Genomic DNA, 26,406 nt, shown 5'->3' with positions numbered 1-26,406 from the left:
CGTTACATCTGTACCAAACGTTGCAGCATTTCGTTCGATGTGGTGATCGCTTTACTATTCATCTCGTAGGAACGCTGAGTTTGAATCATGTTGACTAATTCCTCAGCCACGTTCACGTTGGACGATTCCACATAGTTTTGCATCAAAGTACCTGTTCCATTTAAGCCCGGAACAGTCGTATTGGCGTTACCGGAGGAACCGGTTTCTAAATACAGATTTTCACCAATCGAATCTAATCCGGCCGGATTGACAAAGTTAGCCAATTGCAGCGAACCGATTTGCACCGGCAGCGCTGAGCCGGGTTGGGTAATCGTTACCACGCCATCGCTGCCAATAGTGAGCGAGGTTGCCGTTGCTGGAACGGTGAGCGATGGTTGAATTGGATAACCGCTCGATGTCACCAACTGCCCTTGATTGTCGAGCTGAAATGATCCGTCGCGGGTGTAAGCCGTGGAGCCATCGGGCATCAATACTTGGAAGAAGCCATTACCGTTAATCGCCACGTCTTTGGAGTTGCTGGTCAAGCTCGGATTACCTTGGGTAAAGATACGCTCGGTAGCGACTGGTCGCACACCCAAACCAACTTGCAAGCCGCTCGGCAATTGCGTTTGTTGGGTGCTTTGAGCGCCAGGCTGACGTATCGTTTGATACATTAAATCTTCAAATACAGCGCGAGTGCGCTTAAATCCAGTTGTGCTGATGTTGGCCAAATTATTGGAAATAATATCCATCTGAGTTTGTTGCGCATCCAACCCAGTTTTAGCAATCCACAAGGAACGTATCATTTTATTCTCCGATTATTTAGCAACAACATGCGAGCCAACTGTGCAATCAATTTCAGGTCTGAAAGCGTTTCAACCATTAAGCCAGGTTCAAGACTGTGCTGGCTTTTTCATCGTTATTTTGCGCGCTGGTTAATAGCTTTACGTGCATATCAAAATTGCGCGCCAAATTAATCATACTCACCAAGGATTCGACCGAATTGACGTTACTGTCTTCAATCGCGCCGCTCGCTACTTGCACCGTGCCGTCAATTTCAGCGGGTACATTGTCTTTGGTTCGAAATAAGCCATCGTCACCACGCACCAAGGTATTTTCCGGCGGATTGACCAACTTCAATCGGCCGATTATCGTGCCATTTGCCACCTTATTCCCGACCGGAATAGTCGAGACCGTTCCGTCTTTAGAAAACGTCACGTTTTCATCCGGTGGCAAAGTAATCGTACCGCTCTCACCCAACACGTTTAAACCACGTTGAGTCTGTAATAAGCCATTTTGATTCACTTGCAGGCTACCGCCACGTGTGTAAGCTTCTTTGCCATTGGCGTCTTCCACCGCAATCCAGCCCTGCCCTTTAATCGCAATATCAAGCGCGCGATCGGTTGGATGAATCGCACCAGCGGTAAAGTTAGTTCCAACGGTTGCATCGACCACAAATGTCTGCGTCGGCAAATCGTTACTAACGACTGGCACAGCGCGGAACGAATCCAGTTGGGACTTAAATCCGTCCGTGCTGATATTGGCTAAGTTATGCGTGACCGTATCCATTTGCGCCAGCGTATGTTTTCCGCTGGTCATGGCGGTGTAGATTAATTTATCCATGGCGAGTCATTCTTGGTGATGAAGTGATTAATCAACGTTAGCGTAAATTGACTAAAGTTTGAGTAATCTGACTCTCGGTTTTAATCGTCTGAGCATTGGCTTGATAATCCTGCTGAGCAGTAATCATCGTGACCAATTCGGAAGTCAAATCGGTATTGGAATTTTCCACCGCATCACTTTGTAGCGCGCCCAAATTGCTATTACCCGGTGTTCCAACCAAAGGCACGCCGGAAGTTGAGGTAGCAATCCATTGGTTGTTACCCGCTGAATGCAAGCCGTTGGGGTTGACGAAATTGACCAACAGAATTTGTCCCAAAGTTTGGGTCTGTCCGTTGGAATAAGTGCCAGTAATAATACCGTTCGGCCCAGCGCTAAATTGAGTTAATTGTCCCGATGCATAACCATTTTGCGTTTGCGCGTTGACGCCCGATACACCGCTGTATTGGGTGGTGCCGGTATAGCTAATATTGACCGATTGCGGCGTGGCGGCACCATTTGCTAGCGGGACCGAGATGTTCATCGTAAAAGGTGGCGACGTAACTGGTGTCGTATTGGTAGCATCAAGCGCACCAGCATTATTGAACGCTAAACTTCCAATCGGCACTGGCGTAGTCGATGGTGCAACCGGAGCAGGTACGCCGGTGCCATCAACGGTAGCGTACACCGCCCACACATCTTGGCCAGCTGGGGTGGTAGTGGCGCTTGGTCCGGTATTGACATAGTAAGTCTGCAAGGCGTGGCTGTTACCTTGACTGTCATAGACCGTCACAGAAGTTGAATAGCTGTAGGTACTTGGATTGCCGGCATTAAAGCCAGCGGTGGTCAGCACCGGCGCACTGGAATTCAAGTTAAGTCCGGTCGTAATTGTGCTGGTTGGGATCGGTGGCAAGTTGGCGGTGTTGATGTTTAAGTTAGTCGCCACACCGGTATTTAAAATGCCGCTTGAGTTGGCTAAATAGCCTTGCAAATTCGCGCCGCTAGAGTTGACGATTTGGCCGTTTTGATTGAGTTGAAATTGACCGTTGCGCGTGTAGCTGATCGAGCCATTGGTACTCATCTGGAAGAAACCATTACCATTAATGGCAATATCCAAGGGATTGCTATTGGTTGAAATCGTGCCCTGATTAAATTGCTGGCTAATGCTGTTGGACGAGACACCAATACCAACAACGGGAGAGCCGCCACCGTTGAGTGAACTGGCATACACGTCAGCAAACTGAACACTGGCACCTTTAAAACCAACGGTGCTGGCATTAGCGATGTTGTTACCGATAACGTTTAAATCGGTGGAGGCAGCATTTAAACCACTTAAGCCTTGATCAAATCCCATGATATTTCCCCTAATTTATTTTCAAAACTATTGATCAACTTGTGTTAAAGAATTTGTAAAACGTCCGCCACGCTGGTCGGGCCAACATTGGCGATATTGAGCATCGCTCCAGTCGCGCTGGTAGAAACAGAATTGACCAGCCCTACCGATAACGGGGTCGCAGGGACATTGGTTTTGCCACTGCTGGCGGTCACAGAAAAGGTATATTGCCCATCAGGTACTGTCGCGCCAGTGCTGGTTTTGCCATCCCACTGCAAGGCCGACACGCCCGAAGGTAAGCTGCCAAAATTGACGGTATCGACTACCTTGCCGTTAGCGTCACTAATCGTTGCTTGCACATTGGTCGCTGCCGCCGACATATTGACGCCGAATTGTCCATTGCCATTACTCAACGTAATCGCATTACCAGGAACCACAACGCTATGACTAATTAAATTGGCCGCCTGCAAGGACTGAGACGATTGGTAGTTACTGACCAAACCACTCAAGGTTGCATTCATCTGGCTAATTCCGGTCACGGTCGATAGCTGCGCCATTTGGCTGGTAACTTGCGAGTTATCCATCGGATTCAATGGATCTTGGTTCTGCATTTGGGTGACTAACATCGTCATAAAATGATTCTGCAATTGCGCCGCGCTGTCGGTTGCAGAAGTTGAACTCGTCGATGAAGTGCTTGAGCTAGAACCAGTACTCGGAGTTTTACCGTTCATGGTCTTGAGCAAAGCGGGAGAAACTGTACTAATCGTGGTACCCATGGCAACTCCTACAAATAGTTAAATAAATTAATGAGCCTGTTAGCTCAGGCAACCGCCTTACTGCCCAATCGTCAACGCCTTCATCAACATCGTCTTTGCCGCGTTCATCGTATCCACATTGGTTTGATACGAACGCGAGGCCGAAATCATGTTGACCATTTCATCGACCACATTCACGTTCGGCATGGCTACATAGCCTTTTTCATCGGCTAAGGGATGCTGCGGGTTGTACATTAATTTGGGCGCGGTCGTGTCTTCCACCACCTGCTGCACTTGTACACCGGTCGCACTGTCTTCTGAAATTGGCACCGCCGAAAACACCACTTGCTTAGCGCGATAAGGCTGACCGGTTGAGCTGGTCACACTATCGGCGTTCGCTAAATTACTCGCCACCACATTTAAGCGCTGCGACTGAGCGCTCATCGCTGAACCAGCCACATTAAAAACATCAAATAGCGACATAATTAACTCCTCTTTCTACTTGGATTAAATCCAATTCAACTCTAGCTTGGGCTTACTTAGCTTGAATTACTCAGCTTGAATTACTCAGCTTTGTATCACCGCCAACATGTTATGAATCTGTGCAGTCACTAGCGTCACCGTGGCTTCATAGCGCAGACCGTTATCCGCAAATTGCATACGCTCTTTATCGGTATCGACATCATTACCATCGATGCGACCTTGTTGATCGTTACGAAATTGCACCGAACCGGCTAAAGAACTGGAATTCTTGGCCGTTAAATGAGTAGGTGATGTTGTGGTCAGCGGCAAATTAGAACTCGACGCTTGACTACCGCTAGCGACTTTTTTCAGCGTCGCCGAGAAATCAACATCGCGGGCTTTATAGTTAGGCGTATCGGCATTAGCAATATTGGAGGCCAACAATTCCTGCCGTGCTTCGCGCACACGCAGCGCTGATTGTTGCAAGTTCAACAGTTGATCTAATCCGCTCGCCATCACACCCTCCTGCAGTCCGCCGGCACTTGAATTAGTGCTGCGATCAATAAAACATCAAAGTTGTTAGTGATGATGCAATCTGCGCCCACTAACGGCTTTCTCACCTAAACATTCTATTCCTGCGTCATCACAACGAATGGGAAAGCAAACCATTAAATAGCGTTCTATTCGCCGTTTAAAGCGTTCAGTCAAAAGCTACAATTTGATCCAACTCGGGTTAAATGGAATTTCAATGAAAGCTGGTTTTATCAAGATGCCAAGGGCAAAACAAAACGCAATTGAGCCGGCGCCAGCGCTCAAGGCTTTGTGCTCGCTTGCGCTGACCTTATTCATGGTTCTCTTTAATAGCGCTGCGTTTGCCGCTGAACACAAACAAGATTTGCAAGAAATTCGCGATGCGGCAAAACAGTTTTTAACCAAAGAAACCGCCGGACTTCCCGGTCAAATTTCCATTGAGATAGGCAAATTAGATCCATTACTGAGCCTAGAACATTGCACCGCTCTTGAGCCATTCATGCCAACCGGTTCGCATCTGTGGGGAAAAACATCGGTCGGTGTGCGCTGCAACGCTCCTCAGCAATGGCAGGTATATGTATCGAGCACAATTAAGATTTGGGGCACTTACTACTTGTCTGCAAAATCAATCGCCCAAGGTCAAATCATCACCGAGAGCGATATCACCAGTATCAATGGTGAATTAACAAGTTTAGCCAGTGGAATAGTTACCCAACCCAGCCAAGCGATTGGTCACGCTTCCACCATGTCGATTGCAGCAGGAATACCATTACGGCAAGATAGCTTGCGATTACAACAAGTTGTCGCACAAGGTCAAACGATTCGCTTAATTTCTATCGGTACGGGATTTAGGGTGTCAACAGAGGCGCAAGCATTAACGGGTGGAAGTGACGGGCAACTAGTCAAAGTAAAAACGGGTTCTGGTCAGGTATTATCTGGAATCGCCAGAATGGGCGGGATTGTTGAAGTCAATAACTAACAACTCGTTACGACAGACTTCACGATTTACAATGATTTTTATGCAATAAAAAAATAAACGTTAAAGTTTTTTTTGAATGCGTCGATAATCAGGCATGAGATACCGATAAATCCGCAACAAGAGGTGATGCTGTGACTATTACTAATGTAACTTCAACCAAAGGTGCGCAACCTGCGAACACTGTCCAACCGGGCAACTCGCAAGCTGTCAAACCGAATGCTGGTGCTGCCACGAGCGACGTTTCTACGTCTACCAACAACACCGCCAGTTCAACCACTGCCGCTAGCACCAATAGCGCGCCAGCCAGCAGCACCGTAACAACGTTGTCCACCATATCAACGCAGTTACAAGCAGCTCAAGCTAGCTCGTCGAGCGACGCCGTGTTTTCGACCTCTAAGGTCAATGAAATTAAACAAGCCATCTCTGAAGGACGCTTCCAAGTCAATTCAGAAAAAGTGGCCAATGGATTGCTCGACAGCGTGCATGACTTACTCGGCTCGCGACGACACTAACGCCGCACTGATTTTTGAACGCAACGCATAACTGGATTTCTCGACATGAACGCACTTCTCATCTGCATGCAAAACGAGCTCACCGCCATGACATCATTAGTGGATGTGTTGGGTCAGGAGCAAGCGGCGCTAACCCAAGCGCCGTCGTTAGAATTGATGGAAGAAATTAACGCGATCACCGTCACCAAAAACCAGTGGATCAACAACCTAAATCAATTAGGCAAAGCGCGCAAACAAGCCCTTACCCGCTTGGGTTTAGGTCATGTCGAACAAAATTTGGAATTATATTTACAAGATCACGATCAACGCGACTGCTGGTCAAAGTTGATGGCGAAAACAAAAAAAGCCAAAGAATTAAACCGCGTCAACGGCTTGCTCATCACGCGCCACTTGCTGCGCAATCAAAGCACGTTAGAAGTACTGTACCAACACCACCAACATACCAACATGCCGACCTTGTACGGCGCAAACGGTCAATCCAATCCGCAACGTAGTTTGATACGCGGGTTCGGCTGCTAAACGCTCCTCATTAAAAGCATCCCCAAATAGTCGTCAATTATCGTTGAGACGATTCTGTAAGATTTGCAGGAATCGACTGCAAAGTGGATGCCCATTGGCGGTACTTGGCCTAACTCTGCTCTGAAGCGATGATCGATGATCTGCTTGACCTCTATACAATGCGAGTTTCGTGAATGTCAGTTGCATCCACTGAGTGCTCTAAACACTTTAAATGAGCGATGGTAATTCAACTATTTAATGACAAAGATACTTGCAATTTGTAATCGAACGATTACAATGCAAAAATGTTCTCGATAAAATATCTTCCAGAATTCACCACTTGGCTTAACGACCTTAGCGATAATACTGTGCGCGGTGTGGTAGTGGCTAGAGTGAAACGACTGGAGCGCGGATTGATGGGCGACGTTGAGTCAATAGGCGAAGGTGTTTCTGAATTACGAATTCACGTTGGAGCGGGATGGCGTATTTATTTCACTCAACGAAATACTCAAATTATTGTATTACTTGTTGGTGGCTCAAAGCGCACCCAAAAACGAGACATTAAGCGAGCTAAAGAATTGGCCGCGCAGTTAGATTAAAGGGAAGAAAAAACCATGAACAAACGGATAAAAGTTGAAGATCTACCAGAGTTCGATGCCGCTCCATATCTTGACAACGAAGTCGCTATTGCCGCTTATCTAACCGATATTCTTGAAGCAAATGATGCTGGCTTATTAGCTGCCGCATTGGGCGATATTGCACGAGCTCGCGGAATGGCTGAAATCGCCAAATCAGCGGGTATCACACGTGAAGCGCTTTATAAAGCGTTACGCCCAGGCAGCGCGCCACGTTTTGATACGGTCAATCGCGTTTGCGCTGCACTTGGGGTTCGTTTAGTTGCAAAGGCAGTGCTACCGTAACCTGCACGTCAGATTTGTGTCACAAGGCGCTTTACAGAAGCAGCAAACGCCCATTACTGCCTCAACGAAGACTTGCCACACCAACTCTCAGTTACCAATCCCTCAAGCAAGCAGGACAACAGCGGCACTTGGTCCGCAGCGATCACCAAGCAAGTTTCACCGCATAATTTTGCTGGTGATCGACAGTTGGGTGCATCGATCGCACAAGACGGATAATCCAAACCAACCAAATTAGCGTTTGCCTAAGCTGTGCTAGAGCGCTGCTGCACCGTTCCTGCCAAATACACATTGCCATGCCGATCACGCAGACGTAGTTGCGCACTGAGGACTTCATCGAATGAAGTTTGCTCGACCAGTAATTGTTCTGACGGCAGTCGCACTGGTCGTAAAAAGCGTAAATCGACTTGTGCAATCTGGTCTAACTTCAGTTGCTCCAGTGTGCGAGCAAAACTGCCGAAACCTTGCAATATCTTGCTTGGCAGTCCAGATAATTTCCCTATCAAGCTCGACCAATGTATCGGATTGAAGTCGCCGGTAATCAGCGCAAACTGCAAGCCATCATGTGCAGTGGCAGACCAAGTTCCTAGTGTGTTCCAGTTCAGTTGTGGGTCATCGACGCGCGGCATTTTTGCGCTGGTGCTGGTGCTGTTACCGGGCCTGCGACGATGGATGAAGGCCATATGCAGCGTGGCTTCGACGATGTTGGGCGAATCTTCGGTGCCGGTTTGCACCGTGACCGACAAGCGTGTGCGGTGCTGTTCTTCGAGCTGCAACGCTACAAACGCCTTGCAATGCAGCGGCTGATTGCGTGGCAGTTCGCCGTTGATGCGGAGCGTTACTCCTTGATTAAGCACCTTGGTCAGTGCGTAAGGCGTCTGGAGCAAAATCTGTGCAATCAACGGCAAACCCCAATACGACACCATATGCGCCGGAAGCGAATTCGGATAGCGATCCGCCGCGCCGCACCATGCTAGGTAATGCTCAATTAACGCCGCTGGCGGTGCAGCAATTATCTGGTGAACTGGAGAGATTTCTGACTTCACTTTGGGTGCAAAAACACCGCGCAGCGAGATCCTGCCAGTTGCTCGCAAGATCGCGCCATGAAATCGCAACAGGTGGATAGGAATCACTGTTGTAGCGCTTTGATGATTTCAGCCACTAGCGCTTGCGGTTGGTAATACAGCTCGTCCGGAGTCAAGCCCATGCGCACCACGACCAACTGTTGTGACGGAATGATTGCGATGATTTGCATATCATGTCCCTGCATCCAGTAAATATCCTTGGGCAAATTAAACGGGGTATCGGCGTTGGCGTCTTCGGCGGTATTACGTGCTTCCGGCCCTTCTAACCACAATTGGCCGCGGCCATATTTGCCCTTGGATGCAGGTACCACGGTATGCATCATGTCAACATAACCTGCTGGCAAAATTTGCTGTCCGTTCCACACGCCATCTTGCAGCAAGAATTGCCCGAACCGCGCCCAGTCCTGCACCGTGGCATACATATAACTGCCGCCCGTAATTACGCCACTTTCGTCGGCTTCGATAAACGCGCTGCTCATGCCCAAGGGCGCGAATAAATGTGTGCGTGGAAAGCTCAAGGCATCTTTCTCCACCGTGTTCATCCAAATGCGTGACAACAACACGGATGTGCCAGTGGAGTAATTCCAAAACGTGCCGGGTGGATGTTGTAGTGGCTTGTTGTGCGTGAAGCTTGCCATATCAGGTTCCAAAAACAACATGCGCGTTACGTCGGAAACGTCACCGTAGTTTTCGTTAAATTCAATGCCTGGAGTCATAGCGAGTAAATCAGCGAGTTTGATTTTTTCGCGTCCATCGTTGGTATCCCAAAAATGGTCTTGGTCTAGCGCCAACTTACCCGCGCCGACTTGCAGTCCGACCAAAGCGGCATTCACGGTTTTGGTCATCGACCAGCCTAGCAATGGCGTATCTTGATTAAAGCCCGGCGCATAGCGTTGGGCGATTAGTTTGCCGTGCGAGATCACCGCCACGCCGCGCATCGCAGGACCGGTCAATGCATCTTGTTGAATAACTTTATCGACTTTTTCGTTCAAGCTCATTTTCGAGCCTTGCGGCCAATCGGCGTCCGCAGCAGGAGCAGGAATTGGTTCAGGGTGGAATTGGTATTTTAAGGCTTGGGCAATATTGCCATCGGGGACAGCAGCGCATCCAGTGCCGGAACGATAGACCGCTAGTCCATTGCCGATAAATCCAAACAACCCTGCCCGCACGATGCCATGTTCACGATCGACAGCGACTTTCATGATCTTCAAAAACGGATTGCCGGGCGCTTGCACATCGACCCGCAAAACCTCATCGGGATCACGATTAAGCATGAACACATTGGTGCAGACGATTTTGGCCGTGTAGTTCGAGCCAACATGAAATAATTCGGGTGGCGAGTGATGTAGCCAAGCCGCTGAGCCAGCGATCAGAATGACCAGCGCGGCACTGATTTTTAACTTTAGGTTCATAGGGAAATGGTGTACGTGAGATTAGTTGGAATAAGGTCGCTGACACGTCAAAGCAAACCTGACGACATCAAAAACGAAAACTGGATTACCCCCGGAGAAGGTAATCCAGTTAAATTAAAACACCTAAATATTACAAGCTGGCGTTGAACTGAAAGCCAACATAACGCGGTTGATTAATCGTTGCATATGGCACACCGATTGAACTCAATTGACCGCCCAACGAGGTCACATAACGTTTATCAAATACGTTATTGATGATGACGGCGACGCCGAACTGGCGGCTAGCATTTTGCCATCCCAAATTGGTATCAAACTTGGTTGTTGCAATGCCAGTTTGAATATTTGGATAGTTCAAGCAAGGCAAACCTGGAGCATCGCTGCAACGGCGCTGCGCGCTGGTATATGTGCCTTGGAAAGTCCAATCAATATGTCCATTGAGCGCAGCCCACGACATGTTAGTGCCGCCCATACCGGTGAAGTATGGCGTACCAACTGGCTGACCAGCTAAGTTAGTGCTGCCGCCGGTCGCACCGACTTCATCGTACTTAGTGAAGGTGGTGTCGATGTATTCAAATCCACCAAACAACGTAACGTTATTAACTGGTTTGTAACGCGCATCCAAATCCAAACCAAACGCTTTTTGGTCGCTGGTCGTGACGTTGTAAGTCGGCACTGAGCCAGGCTGACCGGAGCCTGTCAAGGTAATGTTTTGCAGATTATTAAAGCGATACGCGAACAAGGACGTATTTAACGTCGCTTTCAATTCAGGGAAGGTTTCTTTCAGACCGATTTCAAGATTGGTCATCTTCTCTGGTGAATAGCTAGGATCACGCTGCGATGCCACGGTTGAGGTTGGATTAGGCGGCGTAAAGTCGTTAAATCCACCCGCTTGATAACCCTGCGACAGCGAAGCAAATACCATCGTATTAGTGTCGTATTTATGGTCTAACACCAAGCGTGGGCTAAAGTTGGTCCACGATTTTGTGCGCTCAACTTGAGTCGCCGATAATTGCGCCGAGGTCGCAAACGCGATATTCGATGGGAACGACGCAGGGGTTAAACCACCAGCGGCATAACCCCAAGAATTGAGGAACTGATCCAAAGCCAGTGAATCACGCGGAGGCGTCAACCAGCTCATGGTTTTTCTGTCTTCGGTAAAGCGCAAACCGAAAGTCAAATTCGACTTAGGATCCAAATGCCAAATCGTATCGCCATACACCGACCAAGAACGCGACTGAGCCGTGTTGTGCTCAAATTCCGACCAAGGGAATGCGGTGGTCGCCGTAATACCGGGCACGCCGCCAGCAGCTAAGGCGCCAAACAACGCACCAAAAGTGTTGGCTGGGCTACCGCCACCCATTAAATTCAAGGTATCAATCGTGGCCGTGTTGGTGTAGACGCCCGATTTTTGGCTCTCGTTATTGTTGTAAAAACTCACGCCGCTGATCCAGTCCATAGAATCATTTTTGCCGGAGAGTTTAAATTCCTGTTGAATACTGTGCGCCCGTTTCGAATCCAGCGTGCTAACGGCAGTAGTCGCATTATTGGTGCCTGAATTGTCGGTCAAATTATAGGTATTAAAAATCCGGTAGCCGGTGGTGGAATTAAACGTCATATCACCGACTGGTGCTTCAAAACGCATTGTCAAACCGTCGAACTTACGCGACTCGGAACCCAAATTCGAGGAAATTAATGGGCTACTCAACGGGTTGCTAAAGTGCGCCACATAGGCCGCGTCATACTTACCTTGAAAGCCGCTCAACGGTAACGTTGGGTCTTGAATCACGCCAAACGCTGGGCGACCATTTTGACCTAACTCTTCGTGTTCCCACGAGAACACCAATTTAGCACGGCCAAACTTTTGTTTGAGCGACAAACGGGTAGCCCAATCATCAGTGCCACCAGTAATTTGATTAACAGTTTCATCCGTAACCCAGCCCTTGCTACCAACGCGCGCATACACAAAACGCACTGCGGTGGAATCACTCAGCGCCGCGTTGAGCATGACATCGCCCTTATACGTGCCAAAGTTACCAATGGTGTAATGCGCTAAGGCATCCATGTCTTGAGTCGGCTCATTGGTCACGATAGAAATCGCGCCCGCCGCACTGTTACGACCAAACAAAGTACCTTGCGGCCCTTTGATCACCTCTACCCGCTGGGTATCAATAAAATTCATCAACGCGCCGCCCGTTTTACCGGTGTATACGCCGTCTTCATAAATACCTACTGGTGAATCAGTACCAATACCAAAATCGCCACCGCCTTGCACGCCGCGAATCGTAAAGCCCGGTTGCGTAGGCTCGCTATTGTCAGCAGTAAATCCAGGGATATATCCATTCAACTCAGCCAAATCTTTTGCGCCTAAAGTTTGAATGTCTTTGGACGTGACGACTTGCAACGAAATCGGCACATCGTTAATCAGTTGGTTACGTGATTGCGCGGTTACTTCCACGACGGGAATACCGTCTTGCGCACGAACTGGCATTGAATAGAAAGCGGCACTACCCGCAAAGGCGAAAGCGAGACTACTCGCGATGATGGTCTGGCGGTGTTGTTTCATTTGATCTCCATATTGTATGTTTTATAACTGCATGAGCTACTCATTTGTTGGTGCCCATAGGAAGTATCTAAGCTTCGAAAACATATTGCAATTCAGAAAGATAATTTAACTATTGTTTCGCAACACTTTAGAGCTTTAAGTCTAAAACTTCTCAATACAAGCTTAAATTTATATAAACAAAATGGGAATTTCAAGGAAATCAGGCGGCGGAATTTGCATAAATTCAAGAATCAACCTTGGCTCGAATTCAAAGCAGTTCAACCACACAGCGGCCTGTCTTAAATTGGAATTGGTGTGCATGGATCGGCGAAGTTCACCAAGTCCATCAGTGACTAAATCCGTTAAAGATCAACTGATCTGCTTTGAATCAAATGCACGGTCATATGGCGATCAAACTGCGGCAATTCACGCCCCAAACTGGGTTCGGATATTTCCCCCTTGGCCGATGGATGTGCGACCTTGCGGTTACGCGATCATCGCGTCATGCGCCCTACTTCGACGAGTTGCATTAGGACCTAACTATTGATAGACAGTCAGCGGATAGCCCACGAAGCTTGAGGCAAAAAAACGCTTTTTGAACAGTTGCACTGGTCAAGGCAAGGTATCGGCAATTCCAAGCGAGTGATGGCGGCTTACTGTTTCGTTTTACTGGACGCTGCAACCAAGCGATTAACCCAGGCGCTGACACTTTTGTCGCTAGCAGTTACTCCTGAAGCGCCTTCTATCCCAATGACAACGCCCTTAGGATTGAGCAGCACAAACGATGGATAAGCGCCAATGCCAATTTTATTTATAAAATCAAGCTGATTCGGCACCACAGGCCAGCTAAATTTTTTATCCACGACGAAAGCCTTAGTGTCCTCAACCGAATCAAACGTGACGGCCATGAAGTGCATGTTTTTGTGTTGTTGTGCCAGCGCATTTAATTCGAGAATCTCTTGATTGCACGGCGCGCATTCAGCGAAATAAAAGTTGATTAGGGTGTAGCGACCTTGCATTGCGGCCTTCGTAACAACGCTGCCATCCACCTGTTTTAATTGGAACTCAGGAAATGTATCGCCCAGCTTGATATTGAGTTTAGACTTGCGATTTTCTGGCTCTGGCGCATCGACTTTTAACGACAGTATCGCCTTGCGCGGACCGCCGTCGCTGGGAATCGTTTTAACCATACTGAAATGTTCTTTGGCATTGATGTGCTTGAGGAATTCAGTCGCACTGGTGGGATTACCGTTGGAATCTAGGTAGGTAATCGTCGGATATTTTTCCAGGTTGAAGTCGATGCGAATTTGTTGTTCGGCGTCGTCAACTGCGGATGCCGACGCCGATGCAGCAACAGTTGCAGGCTCTGGTGTGGCAGTTTGAGAGACAGCATGAAAACTGCAAGCGCAAAAAAACAGCGCTGCGACTAATTTGGTGGTGTTAGCGGATGCGAATAACGAAGTAGGTTGTGCGCTTGTTCTCATGGTGAGCCTTGGGATGAACAGATTTGCTGAACAATCAAATAATTGCCGATTTGCAATCCAGAAAGCGTATCGGTTAATTAATTTCTTGTCTACACCCCAAGACTAAAAAATTCTTGTTCAAGGCGCGGTTGCGTCCCCGTTGGTGAGCGGCACTTCGGTTTGCTTATCGGGCAGCATCGAGAGAATCGTAATATTGACGCGCCGATTTCGAGCACGGCCTTCTGGCGTATCGTTGTTATCGACCGGGATTTTAGCGCCCTGCCCGATGGCGGTTAAACGACTCTCGGCGATGCCGTTATCCATGAATAGCCGCACTACGCTGCCTGCGCGCACGGCGGACAATTCCCAGTTGGAGGGGAAGTTACCGGTTTTAATCGGAAGATTATCGGTGTGCCCTTCGACCTGAATATCGTGCGAATCACCCGCCAAAACAGACGCAATGGCGACCAAGGCTTCATTGGATTGCGCGGTTAATTTGGCCTCGCCCGGCGGGAATAATAAGCTGGCGTTGATATCGATCGAGACGCCGCGACTGTTTTGCGTTACGCGCACTTTGCCTTCACGGATGAGCGGTGCGAGCGACTTCAATACGCCTTGCGCGAGGTTGGTCATCTTCTCGCGCTCCTGTTTTAGCTTGACTTCATCCGGCGCTTTTTTCGGCACAATGCTCGCCCCCGGACCGACGCCGCCGCCGTTGCCGCTGGTGAGTTTGGTGATGCTGTCTTCTTGATTTTCGCTCAGCGCTTTAAACTTACCGAAGGCCACGTTGACCGAGTCGGACATGATGCGGTATTTGCCTTCATTGAGCGAAGATAAGGAATACATCACCACAAAGAAGGCGAACAACAAGGTGATGAAATCGGCATACGAAACCAACCAACGTTCGTGGTTAGTTGGCTCTTCGATGGGTTTACGCTTGCTCATCTTTTTTGATCAATTCTTCGATCACGCGCGAATTTTCACCAGCGGCGATGCAGTAAAACACGTTGGCTAACATTTCTTTTTTTTCCACGTCGTGCGCCACGATTTCTTTCAGCTTATGAGCGATTGGTAGGAACAATAAATTCGCCAAGCCGACGCCGTAAATCGTCGAGACAAACGCCACTGCGATACCGCTACCCAAGCGACTTGGATCGGTAAGATTTTCCATCACATGAATCAACCCCAAGACCGCACCCAGAATACCAATGGTCGGTGCATAGCCGCCAGCGGAATCCCAAATCCGCACCGCTTGGCGCTGATAAACTTCAAACGAAGCGATGTCGATTTCCAGAATTTCTTTTAGGCGCGTCGCATCAATGCCGTCGATCACCATACGCAGCCCTTTGGCGATGTAGGGGTCGTTGGTAATCTTCAGATAGCGCTCTAAACTCAGCGTACCTTCGCGACGGGCGCTCAAATTCCACATCAAGGCTTCGCGCACCATTTTTTTATTGTCGTTGGTGGATTTATTAAAGATGTTGCGCAACATCCGAATACCGCGAATAAAAGTATTCATTTGGCTCTGCAATAACACCGCGCCCAAGGTTCCACAGAACACAATTAAAAAGGCGGCCGGCTGCAACATCGCTGCTGGATGCCCGCCTTCCACGATTTGCCCTAGGATGATTCCTAAAAAGGCGATTAAGATCCCCGCTATGCTTGCCCAGTCCACGCTTTCTCTCTTAAAAATGCCCGCAAGCGCGCAACGGCTTGGGTATGTAATTGCGATACCCGTGATTCAGAAACTCCCATCACGGCACCTACTTCTTTGAGGTTTAATTCTTGTTCGTAATACAGACCCATCAACAACTTTTCACGATCAGGTAAGGCATCAATGGCGTTAATCACCGTCGCTCTAAAATCGCCGCGCAATAAACTCTGCAATGGATCGCCCGACACATCGGAGGTATAGCGATCAAGGAAATGTTCTTTGCTTTCCGCGTCATGAAAATCTTCGTAATACACCAATTGGTGGCCGCCGCTCTCGGCCAACAAATCTTGGTATTCAGCCAAAGGTAATTTGAGTTGTTTGGCGACTTCGGTCTCAGTCGGTGGGCGGCCCAAGCGCTGTTGCAGCGATTGAATCGCCTCTTCCACCTTACGCATGCTTTGACGCACACCGCGCGGCAACCAATCGCTGTTACGCAATTCGTCCAGCATCGAGCCGCGTATCCGTTGGATTGCGTAGGTTTCAAACTGGGCGCCGTGCGTGTCTTCATAGCGCGTGATGGCGTCGAGCAGACCAATCATGCCAGCTTGAATCAAGTCATCCACTTCGACACTGGGTGGCAATTTAGCTTTTAATTGGTAAGCCAGACGCTTCACCAACGGAGCATGGGTGCTCAGAAGGTGGTTTTTGTCGGTTTTGCCTAACGCGTTGTACATTAACGATGCTTACATGTGTGAAGTTGCAAATTCATTAAATCCGCTCATTTGTTGGGCTAAGCGGGAAAAAGCCACCGACGCGCCCGCTCTGGGGAACACATCAATAACGGAACGTCCGGAGCGGCTGGCTCGGCGCAAATAATCATCGTCTGGGATATAACCCATCAGATTGAGCGACACCGATAAAAAGCTTCCAGCAACATGCGCCAAAGCTTCAAATACCCGGTGCGCTTCCAATTCGGTCACGCCACACACCAATACGCCGTAGTCACGCCGCCCGCAATGCGAGTGTGCGCGCTTGATTAATCCATACGCGGCTTTGATCGAATCGGGATGATTTGTGACTTGAATGACGACTTGACCGTCTTCCAACACGTCGCTAGCCAGCTTATTGTTGTCGTTTAATTCACCATCCACTAAAACGATATCCACACTGTTGCCTAAACTAACAATGATCTTGTCCAGTTTAGTCAAAACTAGCTCAGTTGCTGGAAAATATTCAGTGAGTTGCTGCGAACGGCAAAAACTGGCTAATTTGAATCCTTGCGAGGTGGGAATCGTTGCCTCTTTAATACTGCGTTTTTGGCGCGCGATATCGAGCAAGGTGGTTTTAATCGGCACTTCCAACCATTTGGCGCACGACGTGCCGTTGACGCGTGCATCCATTAGTACCACATCGTGACCCAATGCTCCTAAGCCAGCCGACAAATTCACCAAAGTTGCATTGCGTTCCTCATTACTTAACGCGGATAAAAACGTGACGAAACGTGGCTTGGCATTAAACAACATGCGGCGCAGGCCTTCGGCCTGATCAAAATTAACCAAGGGACACCTCGCGTAAATGACGGTCATGCATGGCGGCGGACGTGTTGGCCATTACCATGGGCAACTCGCTTTCTTGGTATTCGAAGGCCGATTGCTCGCGCTTGAGCTTGAAGGCGTATTCGACTAAATATTTTTTGGCCGCGACATGCAAATCTTCCGGCACGCGCTGACCATTGGCTAAATAGTAGGTGGTTAGTTTTTGGCGGATGATGGCATCCAAGACCGAGCCAATGCTGGCCGCTTCGTCCATCTTGGTGATGATGCAACCCGTTAGGCCGCTACCTTGGTAGGAACGAATCACCTCATTGAGCGTTTCGCCAGTCGATGTAGCATTTAAGCACAGCAGTTTTTTAACATTGGCGCCCGATAACATCGCCACTTGCTCCGACACCAAACGATCACGCTGGCTCATACCGACGGTATCGATTAACACGGTGTGTTTGTTTTTTAATTCGGATAAAGCGATTTTTAAATCGGTTTCGTCTTTCACCGCATGCACCATCACACCCAAAATTTTTCCATAAATACGCAATTGTTCGTAACCGCCAATCCGGTAACCGTCGGTGGTGATTAAGGCTAATTTATTTGCGCCATGACGCATTACGCAACGAGCGGCAAGTTTGGCCGTGGTGGTTGTTTTGCCGACGCCAGTTGGGCCGACTAAAGCGAACACGCCGCCTTTTTCTAACAAATCGCTATCCGACGAAATAGTACTCAGGTTTTTGGCCAGAATCGCTTTAATCCAAGCCATGCCTTGGGCCAAATCAGGCACAGCTGGCATGTTTTCGATTAAGTAACGCGATAAGCTCGCGCTAAATCCGGTTGATAACATTTCGCGCAAAATTTGTGCTTTATGCGGTTCCTTGCGCTGCGTATTGCCCCAACTAATTTCGGCCAACTGCGCTTCCATCATGCCGCGCATTGAGCGTAATTCGGACATTAATTCCAATGCCCCCGACATTTCAGGCGCAGCAATTGGTGCGGCTGGCAACACTGTTTGTGGAGCTGCTGAACGTTGAAGCGCGGGATTAACTTGAATTGGCTCTGAATTAAATTTGGCACGCGGAGCCGCCGCAGCTTGAATTCTGGCGTGAAAATCGTCGGTCGTTTCGGATTCGCTGTCGTCGTGCAGCGATTGTTTTTTGCGCTTAGCGAATTGCGCTTGCGATTGCAAAATTGGTTGGTAAGCCGATTCGCCTTTAAACTTGCGGCGCGAAGATGGTAATTCTTCTTGGCCAAATTCGGGCTCGTGGTACGCCGCGCCACCATCACCTTTGGGCAAATCGTCGTGCTCATTGAGGTGGGCCATATCGTCTTCGGCCAAAGCCATGATTTCTACCTGACCGTTAACATTGCGGTTAGAGATAATCACGGCGTCGGGGCCCATCGCGTCGCGCAGCTTGTTTAATGCCTCGCGTGAAGTCGGCGCACTAAATTTTTTTACGTTCATTATTGACCTCCAACCAAACTAGTTACTTTAATAATTTTCGATTCGGGAATTTCGGTATGCGCCAATACCCGCAACTGCGGCAACGCACGACGTAAGAAACGCGCTAACAACAAACGTAACGCGGCTGGGACGACTAACACTGGCGTCAAGCCCATTTGTTCTTGATGGCGACTCGCTTGCTCGGTTTGCGAGACGATGGTGTCAGCCAAACCCGGCTCAAATCCAACGCCGTCTGGACCACCGGTTTGCAAGGCTTGCATCAATAAGCGTTCCAGATGTGTATCCAAAGCCATCACGGATAATTCGTTCGTGCCGGGGAATAATTGCTGCACAATCGCGCGGCCCAGAGCAACGCGCACCAAACTAGTCAACTCGTTGATGTCTTGGGTTTGCAAAATATTTTCCGACAAGGTTTCCAAAATACTGCGCAAATCGCGGATGTGAATGCCTTCGACTAATAGGTTTTGCAGAATCTTTTGGAAGGACGAAAACGGTAATAATTTCGGCACTAAATCTTCCACCAATTTCGGCGCGTCTTTGCTCACAAAATCGAGTAACTGTTGGACTTCATTGCGTCCCAGAAGCTCGGCAGCGTGGGTGGTAATTAGGTGATTCAGATGGGTCGCGACGACAGTGCCTGCATCGACCACGGTGTAACCCATTGATTGCGCGTTTTCGCGGTTGTTGGCATCGACCCAGACCGCAGGCAAACCAAAGGCAGGATCGATCGTGGCGCGGCCTTCTAGGGTTCCGCTGACCATGCCGGGATTGATCGCTAAATATTGACCGGGGAACGCTTCGCCCGCGCCCATTTCTACACCTTTTAAACTAATCGTGTAGGACGAAGGTTTGAGTTCCAAATTGTCGCGGATATGCACTGGTGGCGATAAGAAGCCAATATCTTGCGCAAACTTTTTGCGGATGCCTTTAATCCGCTTGAGCAATTCGCCACCCTGCGCTTTATCAACTAAGGGAATCAAGCGATAGCCAACTTCCAAGCCCAAGGTATCAACGGGCAACACGTCTTGCCAAGTCGCTTCTTCCGATTCAGCAGGAGGCGCGACCACCGGTTCTGGCACGACTTCTGGCACCACTTTATTGGCCTGCTCTTTCAACAAATAAGCGCCACCGCCAAGCAAAGCGGCAAAGAACAAAAAGGCAAAATGCGGCATTCCAGGAATAATGCCCATACCGCCGATAATCACGGCAGTTACATTAAGCACCTGCGGTTTAGCAAACAATTGACCGACCAATTGATCGCCAATATTTTTGTCACTCGCCACGCGGGATACCACGATACCGGCAGCGGTCGAAATAATGAGCGATGGAATTTGCGCGACCAAGCCATCACCAATTGCAAGCAAGGTGTAATTCTTTAGCGCCGCGGCAAAATCCAAATCATGCTGCGCCATCCCGACAACCAAGCCACCAACAATATTAATGACAGTAACCATAATCCCGGCAATCGCATCACCCCGCACGTATTTACTGGCACCATCCATCGCGCCGTAGAATTCGGCTTCTTGCGCTACTTCGGTACGGCGACGACGCGCTTCTTGTTCTTGAATTAATCCAGCATTCAAATCGGCATCAATCGCCATCTGCTTACCGGGCATCGCATCTAAGGCGAAACGGGCGCCAACTTCAGCGATACGACCAGCACCTTTAGTAACCACGGTAAAGTTAATGATCGTCAAAATCACAAACACCACGATACCCACGGCATAATTCCCACCGATCAAAAAGTGACCGAACGCTTCAATCACTTTACCGGCAGCGTCAGGCCCAGTATGACCTTCGGTAAGCACCACGCGCGTTGAGGCAACGTTGAGCGACAAACGCAACATCGTGCTGACCAATAACACCGTTGGGAACACCATGAAGTCGAGCGGCTTGACGGTATAAAAACTGGTCAACAGCACGATGACAGCCAGCGCAATATTGAAGCTAAAGAAAATATCCAACACAAACGCAGGCAGCGGCAACACCATCATCGCCAAAATCATCACAATCAACAGCGGCGCAGTCAGCGCGCGGCTGCCATCGAAATTCATTGCAGATAACCATGCAGGCAGTTTTAGGCTATCCATTTAATTCTCCTGATGCAGAATTCATTTTCTGTAGCTTGGCTTCTTTGGCGGCTAATGCTACGGCTGAGGTTGGATCTAATTCTTCTGGCACGTCTATCTCTTCGGGCAATTGTGGTTCAAACCCGCCGTGCTCTTTATAGGCACGCAGTTGGAATACATAGGCTAATACTTCGGCCACGGCGGTATATAGGGCTTCGGGGATTTGGGTATTTAATTCAGCGTGGGTGTATAAGGCACGCGCTAACGGTGGCGCTTCTAACAGCGGGATATTGTTTTCAGCCGCGATCTCACGAATCCGTGCGGCGACCAGATCGGCGCCCTTAGCAACGACGATAGGCGCGCCCATGCGTCCTTCGACATATTTCAATGCGACCGAGTAGTGAGTTGGGTTGGTCACAACGACGTCAGCAGTCGGCACTTTGCTCATCATGCGGCGTCTAGCCATCTCACGTTGCTGGGCGCGGATCTTAGCTTTGATTTGCGGATTACCGTTGGATTCTTTTGATTCTTGAATGACTTCTTGGCGCGTCATTTTTAATTTATTGGAGTAGCTACGTAATTGAAACGGCACATCAATCGCCATAATCACCACCAAACCGCTAGCAATCGAAATAAAGCACATCACAATCAATTGACCGACATGGGCGATGCCTTCTTTGGAAGGTTCAGAAATCAAACCGACGATCGGATCGAAATTGCGTCGCATCACTTGGAATGCGATCAAACCAATAATGGTGGCCTTGCCAACGGCCTTAAGCAATTCGACTAATGAGCGCACTGAAACCATGCGCCCTAAGCCACCGATAGGGTCCAAACGTTCAAAATTAGGAATCAGTGCTTGAAAAGAAAAAAGCCAGCCACCGATCAGGGCTGGTGAAATCAGTGCGACAACAATCAAAATTCCGCCCAAGGGAGCCAAAGCCCACGCCACATCCAAGAGCGACGCAATTTGACCGCTAGTTAAACTCGCCAGATCAAACGCAGCACTGCGCTCAAAGCTAAACGACGTCGTGAGCATGTGCATAATTTGGCGCACTAAATTGCCGCCCACCATCCACAATCCAACGCCAGCGGCCATCATGAGCAAACACGTGCCTAGCTCGCGCGAACGCGGAACGTCGCCCTCTTCGCGCGCTTTTTCAAGTCGCCGCGAGGTCGCCGGTTCGGTTCTTTCTAGTCCACTTTCGTCTGCCATGTTTAATCCCAAAAGCCTTGTTGCGCATCGCCAGCATTACCGAATCAACGGAAATTGAGCGACATTTGCTGTTCTATAGGGAGGATTATTGGCGTTATGGCGTGATTGGCATCGACGGAATACAGCCTTGAATACCCGTTTATTTCGATTTTCTGTTTTGCGTCGTTGGCTTATTGGCGCAAGTAGTTAAGTTATTGTTATTTTTAATGCATTTAACAATGCAAACGATTGAAAAATGTAGACGCGAAATTAACCAAGCCGTTTTTTGCCCCACCTAAAAAGTGTAAGGTGCACAACAATCAATATCGGTTGATGGAATCCCAGCAGTCATCCACAATGCCTAACTTGGCGCGTGACCGATAAATTTAACAATAATGGGACAACGAGACGTAATGAGTATTTTTTCAATTAATTCCAATTCAGCCAACAACACATTTAAGCCGCTCGATATTTTTGCTGGGTTGTCGGTCGCCAGCATCTTGTTACCCGAAGCGGTGGCTTACGCAGCAATTGGGTCGCTCAGTATTCAAGCGGCATTAAGCGCGGTGTTAGCGGGATTAATTTGCTATGCCTTATTTGGCGCAAGCCGCTTTGCCATCGTTGCACCAACCTCGTCTTCCGCCGCCTTGGTGGCAGCCGCCTCCTTATCGTTACTGCCCGGCAGCCCGGAGCAACGCGCTGCGCTAAGTTTTGCGCTGGTGATACTCACCGGTTGCGGCTTAATGGTGGTGGCGTTTGCCCGACTTGGGCGTTTGTCGGCCTTTATTTCACGGCCGGTTTTGCATGGCTTTTCGTTTGCCTTAGCGACCACCATCATCATTAAACAATTGCCCATCATGTTGGGCGTCAGCGCCAAGGGCGGCAATCCCTTTAGCCTAATTGCCAATCTAATCGATCTTGCGCCGCAATGGTCGTGGTGGAGTTTAGCCGCTGGAGTGGCAGCGTTGGTCTTACTTTTGGGGTTGAAGAAATACACCAAATTGCCAGCTGCGTTTATCGTCTTAGCTATTGGAATCGGCGCAGCATATTTGGTCGATTTATCGGCATTGCATATCTCCATGGTTGGTCAATTCGATCTGGGTATGCCGCGTGTCGGCATTCCCGATTTGAGCAAACAACAATGGTTAAGTGCAGCTGAATTGGCCGGTGGTTTATTAGTCATTATTTTTGCCGAATCGTGGGGCAGCATACGCAGCTTTGCGTTGCAGCACGGTGATGCGGTGGAACCAAACCGCGAATTATTTGCGCTGGGCGCGGCAAATTTTGTCTCAGGTTTAATTCGTGGTATGCCAGTCGGAGCCGGCTTTTCTGCTAGCTCAGCCAATGAATCGTCGGGCGCGCAAAGCAAATGGGCTGGCGTCGTTGCGGCCTTGTGCGTTTTATTGTTAGCCGCTTTCGGCAAATCATTAATCGAGCATATTCCCGAACCAGTGCTAGCCGCCGCCGTGGTTGGCGCGTTAATGCATTCGCTCAATCCCAAACCAATCATCGCGTTGTGGCGCATGAATCGCGATCAATATTTGACCTTGGCAGCGTTAATTTCTGTGCTGTATTTTGGTGTGTTGCACGGCATGTTGATTGCGGTGGCGCTCTCTTTGGCATCGGCTATTCGCACTTTTAGCCAGCCGTCTGTGCGCGAATTAACTGAGTTAGATTCGACCCGCAACTATGTTGATCATGCAAATCATCCCGAGGCGCTGCCGCATAAAAATATCTTAATCTTGCGTCCTGAAGAGCCGCTTTTTTTTGCCAGCGTGGATGGCATTTTTGACTTAATTAAGGCTCAAATTCATGCCCGCTCGGATTGCAAAATTTTGATCTTAAGTTTGGAACAAAGCAGCGACTTGGACAGCAGCGCGGCAGAAAGCCTGATCGAACTCACGCAGATACTCAGCAATAAATACCAAATCGTGACCTTATTGGCCCGCGTTAAAGATCCAGTCAGAGTGTTATTACAAAAAACCGCACCAACTATTTTTCAGATGAATTTATTTTGGAGCGTGGCGGATGCGGCAGATTTTGCAAAGCAGTTTCTAGCTAACGGTAAGCCATCATGAACCATACCGATCAGACTGACCACACTGGCCACACTGAGCAAGCCAAGGAGGAAGCCAACTTTGGACAGCTTAGCCCAGACTATGTGTTGGATGCGGTTGAAGCGTTAGGCTATACAACGAACGGTCGCTTATTGGCCTTAAACAGCTACGAAAATCGCGTCTATCAAGTCGGTATTGAAGACGGCGCACCTGTGATCGTTAAATTTTATCGCCCCAATCGCTGGACTGATGCTGCGATTTTGGAGGAGCATCAATTTGTGCATCAATTGGTTGAGCAAGAAATTCCCGTCGTACCTGCTCTCATCATTAACGGGCAATCGCTGCACCACTATAAACATTTTCGCTTGGCGCTGTTTAACCGCCACGCGGGTCGCGCTCCGGAATTGGATCATGCCGATACACGCGAATGGTTGGGTCGTTTCATAGGACGCATCCATGCTGTTGGGGCGCTTTCAAGCTACCAGCATCGCCCGACGATTAATATCGACACGTTTGGCTTTGCGGCGCGTGACTTTTTAATCGGTAGCGGCTTTATTCCCGCCGACTTATTGATCGCCTATCAAACAACCGCGAATCACGTATTGGATGGCGTGCAGCGTTGCATGGAACGTGCGGGCGATGTGCGGCACATTCGATTACACGGCGACTGCCATGTAAGTAACGTGCTGTGGACCGACGCAGGACCGCATTTTGTTGATTTTGACGATAGCCGCATGGGACCAGCGATTCAAGATTGTTGGATGTTGTTGTCGGGTTCGCGCGCGGAGATGGTGAGTCAGTTGAGCGATATTCTTGCCGGTTACGAAGATTTTTTTGACTTTAATCCGCGTGAACTGCACTTAATAGAAGCACTGCGTAGTTTGCGCCTGCTGCATTATTCCGCTTGGTTGGCGCAGCGTTGGGACGATCCAGCTTTTAAAGTCGCCTTCCCTTGGTTTAATACCCCGCATTATTGGCAGAACCGGATTTTAGAATTGCGCGAGCAATGCGCGTTGATGGATGAAGCGCCGCTTTGGATTTAAATCTTGCTAGTTCATCGCTGCGCGAAAAAATAGCAAATTAGATGTTTTTTATTATTTTCTTTTTTGCCACTATCCTAAAAAAGATCTTTACCTTGGTCCAAAACGCAAAAAATTTCAGCATTTACCCTACTTATTTGCTAGCATGTCACCTAAATTTCATACCGACATACTGTGTTACTAAGGCGTTACAAAAATCCGTTATTAAAAAAACCTTGTAAGCACCCAGGAGCTCTTGAGGACGACTCAAAGCGACGATAAAATATTTACTCATTTTGCACAAAAATGATCACGATTGCAGCATTGAATGGCTACTGATAAAGAACTGTCCGATTTTCTAGAGAGCGTTGATCGACGCGCCTTTAAGCAAGCTGCTTACGCAGTACGCAATGAAGAATCCGCTTTGGATATCGTGCAAGACGCCATGATTAAGTTGTCAGAAAAATACGGCGACAAACCGGCGGAAGAACTGCCGATGTTATTTCAACGTATTTTGCAAAATACCATTTTGGATTTTTTTAGGCGTGAAAAAGTCCGCACGACTTGGGTTAGTTTATTTTCTAACATGAGTACACGCAAAGATGGCAATGATGATTTTGACATTCTTGAAAATTTTGAATCAGAAGAAGGCACCGAAGCATCCGAATCCAGCGCTGACAAGGTCGAACGCGAACAAATTCTCGCTATTCTTGACGAAGAAATACAAAAACTGCCAGCACGTCAACGAGAAGCGTTCCTCATGCGTTACTGGGAGGACATGGATGTCGCAGAAACAGCGAGCACCATGGGCTGCTCTGAGGGAAGCGTCAAAACGCATTGCTCCCGAGCAACTCATGCACTTGCTAAATCTCTCAAAGCTTTAGGGATACGCTTATGAAAACCACAATGAATAATTCATCACCTAGTTCCGAACTAGAGTTCGCCTACAAAGTTCGGCGCGCCTTGGATGAACGCATTACTGAACTACCTGAAAGCACCACACAGCGCTTGGCCCAAGCTCGCAAGATGGCTATCGCACGCAAAAAACCAGAATCGCTTGCTTTTGCCGTAGCGCCAGCGCGCCGTTTAGCGGGCGCAATGTCTGGTGGTTCGAGCAACCCATTCGATCATTCTTTGGGCTGGCTAGGACGCATGGGAATTGCGATTCCTTTATTAGTACTCGTTTTAGGCGCTTTCGGTATCTACAACATGGAACAAGAGCGTCGTATTAACGACTTAGCCGATCTTGATACCGCGGTGCTGACCGACGAATTGCCAATCAGCGCTTATCTTGATCATGGATTTGATAGCTACTTAAACAAACACGGAGAATGAG

At 48.8% G+C, this 26,406-nt stretch carries 26 protein-coding genes; 9 read left to right on the top strand and 17 right to left on the bottom strand.

Features of this window, described 5'->3' with window-relative positions:
- Positions 1 to 2: 2 nt before the first annotated feature.
- The 6 genes from flgG to flgB all read right to left on the bottom strand — a co-directional run bounded on the left by flgG (position 3) and on the right by flgB (position 4,644).
- On the bottom strand, positions 3 to 785 hold the full coding sequence (gene flgG / locus E2I14_RS01915; protein ID WP_133324873.1) for a flagellar basal-body rod protein FlgG: 783 nt from the start codon (positions 783 to 785) through the stop codon (positions 3 to 5).
- A gap of 76 nt (positions 786 to 861) precedes the next feature.
- The gene (locus E2I14_RS01910; protein ID WP_133324871.1) at positions 862 to 1,602 is read right to left on the bottom strand and encodes a flagellar basal body rod protein FlgF; all 741 of its coding nucleotides are present in this window, start codon (positions 1,600 to 1,602) and stop codon (positions 862 to 864) included.
- 37 nt (positions 1,603 to 1,639) lie between these two features.
- Positions 1,640 to 2,932 carry a flagellar hook protein FlgE gene (gene flgE / locus E2I14_RS01905; protein WP_133324869.1) on the bottom strand — a complete coding sequence of 431 codons (1,293 nt, stop codon included), beginning with the start codon at positions 2,930 to 2,932 and terminating at the stop codon, positions 1,640 to 1,642.
- A 44-nt stretch (positions 2,933 to 2,976) separates the two neighbouring features.
- Positions 2,977 to 3,687, bottom strand: a complete 711-nt coding sequence (locus E2I14_RS01900; RefSeq protein ID WP_227544555.1) for a flagellar hook assembly protein FlgD — start codon at positions 3,685 to 3,687, stop codon at positions 2,977 to 2,979.
- 57 nt (positions 3,688 to 3,744) lie between these two features.
- A complete protein-coding gene (gene flgC / locus E2I14_RS01895; protein ID WP_133324867.1) occupies positions 3,745 to 4,149 on the bottom strand; it encodes a flagellar basal body rod protein FlgC in 405 nt (134 codons plus the stop codon).
- Between the two features lie 84 nt (positions 4,150 to 4,233).
- Complete coding sequence (gene flgB / locus E2I14_RS01890; protein WP_133324865.1) at positions 4,234 to 4,644, bottom strand: flagellar basal body rod protein FlgB; 411 nt, start codon at positions 4,642 to 4,644, stop codon at positions 4,234 to 4,236.
- Between the two features lie 232 nt (positions 4,645 to 4,876).
- On the opposite strand from flgB, the gene flgA reads away from it, so the two are divergent.
- From flgA to E2I14_RS01865, 5 genes are all read left to right on the top strand, one after another.
- On the top strand, positions 4,877 to 5,638 hold the full coding sequence (gene flgA / locus E2I14_RS01885; protein WP_133324863.1) for a flagellar basal body P-ring formation chaperone FlgA: 762 nt from the start codon (positions 4,877 to 4,879) through the stop codon (positions 5,636 to 5,638).
- Positions 5,639 to 5,769: 131 nt separating this feature from the next.
- Complete coding sequence (gene flgM / locus E2I14_RS01880) at positions 5,770 to 6,150, top strand: flagellar biosynthesis anti-sigma factor FlgM (RefSeq protein WP_227544554.1); 381 nt, start codon at positions 5,770 to 5,772, stop codon at positions 6,148 to 6,150.
- Positions 6,151 to 6,195: 45 nt separating this feature from the next.
- Positions 6,196 to 6,669, top strand: a complete 474-nt coding sequence (locus tag E2I14_RS01875; protein ID WP_133324861.1) for a flagella synthesis protein FlgN — start codon at positions 6,196 to 6,198, stop codon at positions 6,667 to 6,669.
- A gap of 284 nt (positions 6,670 to 6,953) precedes the next feature.
- Positions 6,954 to 7,247 (top strand): type II toxin-antitoxin system RelE/ParE family toxin, encoded by a 294-nt coding sequence (locus E2I14_RS01870; protein ID WP_133324859.1) that lies wholly within the window; start codon positions 6,954 to 6,956, stop codon positions 7,245 to 7,247.
- A gap of 15 nt (positions 7,248 to 7,262) precedes the next feature.
- Positions 7,263 to 7,568 (top strand): addiction module antidote protein, encoded by a 306-nt coding sequence (locus E2I14_RS01865; protein WP_133324857.1) that lies wholly within the window; start codon positions 7,263 to 7,265, stop codon positions 7,566 to 7,568.
- Positions 7,569 to 7,810: 242 nt separating this feature from the next.
- On the opposite strand, the gene E2I14_RS01860 is transcribed toward E2I14_RS01865, so the two are convergent.
- The 11 genes from E2I14_RS01860 to flhB form a co-directional block, all read right to left on the bottom strand.
- The gene (locus E2I14_RS01860) at positions 7,811 to 8,611 is read right to left on the bottom strand and encodes a MaoC/PaaZ C-terminal domain-containing protein (RefSeq protein ID WP_133324855.1); all 801 of its coding nucleotides are present in this window, start codon (positions 8,609 to 8,611) and stop codon (positions 7,811 to 7,813) included.
- 83 nt (positions 8,612 to 8,694) lie between these two features.
- Positions 8,695 to 10,062: a serine hydrolase domain-containing protein gene (locus E2I14_RS01855; protein WP_133324853.1), complete on the bottom strand. Its 1,368-nt coding sequence runs from the start codon at positions 10,060 to 10,062 to the stop codon at positions 8,695 to 8,697.
- Between the two features lie 130 nt (positions 10,063 to 10,192).
- The gene (locus E2I14_RS19805; RefSeq protein ID WP_133324851.1) at positions 10,193 to 12,625 is read right to left on the bottom strand and encodes a TonB-dependent receptor; all 2,433 of its coding nucleotides are present in this window, start codon (positions 12,623 to 12,625) and stop codon (positions 10,193 to 10,195) included.
- 632 nt (positions 12,626 to 13,257) lie between these two features.
- Entirely contained in the window at positions 13,258 to 14,088 is an 831-nt protein-coding gene (locus E2I14_RS01845; RefSeq protein WP_133324849.1) for a TlpA family protein disulfide reductase, read from the bottom strand.
- 117 nt (positions 14,089 to 14,205) lie between these two features.
- Complete coding sequence (gene motD, locus E2I14_RS01840) at positions 14,206 to 15,012, bottom strand: flagellar motor protein MotD (RefSeq protein ID WP_133324847.1); 807 nt, start codon at positions 15,010 to 15,012, stop codon at positions 14,206 to 14,208.
- Positions 14,999 to 15,742 (bottom strand): flagellar motor protein, encoded by a 744-nt coding sequence (locus tag E2I14_RS01835; RefSeq protein ID WP_133324845.1) that lies wholly within the window; start codon positions 15,740 to 15,742, stop codon positions 14,999 to 15,001. The genes motD and E2I14_RS01835 overlap by 14 nt, the downstream gene beginning before the upstream one ends.
- Complete coding sequence (locus tag E2I14_RS01830; protein WP_133324843.1) at positions 15,724 to 16,455, bottom strand: RNA polymerase sigma factor FliA; 732 nt, start codon at positions 16,453 to 16,455, stop codon at positions 15,724 to 15,726. The genes E2I14_RS01835 and E2I14_RS01830 overlap by 19 nt, the downstream gene beginning before the upstream one ends.
- A gap of 9 nt (positions 16,456 to 16,464) precedes the next feature.
- Positions 16,465 to 17,307 (bottom strand): MinD/ParA family ATP-binding protein, encoded by an 843-nt coding sequence (locus E2I14_RS01825; protein ID WP_133324841.1) that lies wholly within the window; start codon positions 17,305 to 17,307, stop codon positions 16,465 to 16,467.
- Positions 17,273 to 18,730, bottom strand: coding sequence for a flagellar biosynthesis protein FlhF (flhF, locus tag E2I14_RS01820; RefSeq protein WP_133324839.1), 1,458 nt, complete (start codon positions 18,728 to 18,730; stop codon positions 17,273 to 17,275). The genes E2I14_RS01825 and flhF overlap by 35 nt, the downstream gene beginning before the upstream one ends.
- Positions 18,730 to 20,820, bottom strand: a complete 2,091-nt coding sequence (gene flhA, locus E2I14_RS01815; RefSeq protein ID WP_133324837.1) for a flagellar biosynthesis protein FlhA — start codon at positions 20,818 to 20,820, stop codon at positions 18,730 to 18,732. The genes flhF and flhA overlap by 1 nt, the downstream gene beginning before the upstream one ends.
- The gene (gene flhB / locus E2I14_RS01810) at positions 20,813 to 22,015 is read right to left on the bottom strand and encodes a flagellar biosynthesis protein FlhB (protein ID WP_133324835.1); all 1,203 of its coding nucleotides are present in this window, start codon (positions 22,013 to 22,015) and stop codon (positions 20,813 to 20,815) included. Before flhB ends, flhA begins: the two co-directional genes overlap by 8 nt.
- A 392-nt stretch (positions 22,016 to 22,407) precedes the next feature.
- Here flhB and E2I14_RS01805 point away from each other — a divergent pair, with 392 nt between their 5' ends.
- From E2I14_RS01805 to E2I14_RS01790, 4 genes are all read left to right on the top strand, one after another.
- Complete coding sequence (locus E2I14_RS01805) at positions 22,408 to 24,072, top strand: SulP family inorganic anion transporter (RefSeq protein ID WP_165967722.1); 1,665 nt, start codon at positions 22,408 to 22,410, stop codon at positions 24,070 to 24,072.
- The gene (locus E2I14_RS01800; RefSeq protein ID WP_133324831.1) at positions 24,069 to 25,094 is read left to right on the top strand and encodes a serine/threonine protein kinase; all 1,026 of its coding nucleotides are present in this window, start codon (positions 24,069 to 24,071) and stop codon (positions 25,092 to 25,094) included. Before E2I14_RS01805 ends, E2I14_RS01800 begins: the two co-directional genes overlap by 4 nt.
- A 304-nt stretch (positions 25,095 to 25,398) precedes the next feature.
- Entirely contained in the window at positions 25,399 to 25,968 is a 570-nt protein-coding gene (locus E2I14_RS01795) for an RNA polymerase sigma factor (RefSeq protein WP_133324829.1), read from the top strand.
- Positions 25,965 to 26,405, top strand: coding sequence for a DUF3619 family protein (locus E2I14_RS01790; protein ID WP_227544553.1), 441 nt, complete (start codon positions 25,965 to 25,967; stop codon positions 26,403 to 26,405). Before E2I14_RS01795 ends, E2I14_RS01790 begins: the two co-directional genes overlap by 4 nt.
- Position 26,406 lies beyond the last annotated feature (1 nt).

Source organism: Sapientia aquatica, from assembly GCF_004358105.1.
Classification (GTDB): domain Bacteria; phylum Pseudomonadota; class Gammaproteobacteria; order Burkholderiales; family Burkholderiaceae_D; genus Solimicrobium; species Solimicrobium aquaticum.
Note: the sequence above shows the minus strand (reverse complement) of the source record. Positions and strands in the feature narration are given on the sequence as shown.

Coding starts and splice junctions, on each gene's coding strand:
- E2I14_RS01805 (WP_165967722.1), top strand. CDS start 22,408: ATGAGTATTTTTTCAATTAATTCCAATTCAGCCAACAACACATTTAAG.
- motD (WP_133324847.1), bottom strand. CDS start 15,012: ATGAGCAAGCGTAAACCCATCGAAGAGCCAACTAACCACGAACGTTGG.
- E2I14_RS01790 (WP_227544553.1), top strand. CDS start 25,965: ATGAAAACCACAATGAATAATTCATCACCTAGTTCCGAACTAGAGTTC.
- E2I14_RS01830 (WP_133324843.1), bottom strand. CDS start 16,455: ATGTACAACGCGTTAGGCAAAACCGACAAAAACCACCTTCTGAGCACC.
- E2I14_RS01870 (WP_133324859.1), top strand. CDS start 6,954: ATGTTCTCGATAAAATATCTTCCAGAATTCACCACTTGGCTTAACGAC.
- E2I14_RS19805 (WP_133324851.1), bottom strand. CDS start 12,625: ATGAAACAACACCGCCAGACCATCATCGCGAGTAGTCTCGCTTTCGCC.
- flhA (WP_133324837.1), bottom strand. CDS start 20,820: ATGGATAGCCTAAAACTGCCTGCATGGTTATCTGCAATGAATTTCGAT.
- flgC (WP_133324867.1), bottom strand. CDS start 4,149: ATGTCGCTATTTGATGTTTTTAATGTGGCTGGTTCAGCGATGAGCGCT.
- E2I14_RS01875 (WP_133324861.1), top strand. CDS start 6,196: ATGAACGCACTTCTCATCTGCATGCAAAACGAGCTCACCGCCATGACA.
- flhF (WP_133324839.1), bottom strand. CDS start 18,730: ATGAACGTAAAAAAATTTAGTGCGCCGACTTCACGCGAGGCATTAAAC.
- E2I14_RS01855 (WP_133324853.1), bottom strand. CDS start 10,062: ATGAACCTAAAGTTAAAAATCAGTGCCGCGCTGGTCATTCTGATCGCT.
- flgB (WP_133324865.1), bottom strand. CDS start 4,644: ATGGCGAGCGGATTAGATCAACTGTTGAACTTGCAACAATCAGCGCTG.
- E2I14_RS01800 (WP_133324831.1), top strand. CDS start 24,069: ATGAACCATACCGATCAGACTGACCACACTGGCCACACTGAGCAAGCC.
- flgG (WP_133324873.1), bottom strand. CDS start 785: ATGATACGTTCCTTGTGGATTGCTAAAACTGGGTTGGATGCGCAACAA.
- E2I14_RS01845 (WP_133324849.1), bottom strand. CDS start 14,088: ATGAGAACAAGCGCACAACCTACTTCGTTATTCGCATCCGCTAACACC.
- E2I14_RS01795 (WP_133324829.1), top strand. CDS start 25,399: ATGGCTACTGATAAAGAACTGTCCGATTTTCTAGAGAGCGTTGATCGA.
- E2I14_RS01910 (WP_133324871.1), bottom strand. CDS start 1,602: ATGGATAAATTAATCTACACCGCCATGACCAGCGGAAAACATACGCTG.
- flgE (WP_133324869.1), bottom strand. CDS start 2,932: ATGGGATTTGATCAAGGCTTAAGTGGTTTAAATGCTGCCTCCACCGAT.
- E2I14_RS01825 (WP_133324841.1), bottom strand. CDS start 17,307: ATGACCGTCATTTACGCGAGGTGTCCCTTGGTTAATTTTGATCAGGCC.
- E2I14_RS01865 (WP_133324857.1), top strand. CDS start 7,263: ATGAACAAACGGATAAAAGTTGAAGATCTACCAGAGTTCGATGCCGCT.
- flgA (WP_133324863.1), top strand. CDS start 4,877: ATGAAAGCTGGTTTTATCAAGATGCCAAGGGCAAAACAAAACGCAATT.
- flhB (WP_133324835.1), bottom strand. CDS start 22,015: ATGGCAGACGAAAGTGGACTAGAAAGAACCGAACCGGCGACCTCGCGG.
- E2I14_RS01900 (WP_227544555.1), bottom strand. CDS start 3,687: ATGGGTACCACGATTAGTACAGTTTCTCCCGCTTTGCTCAAGACCATG.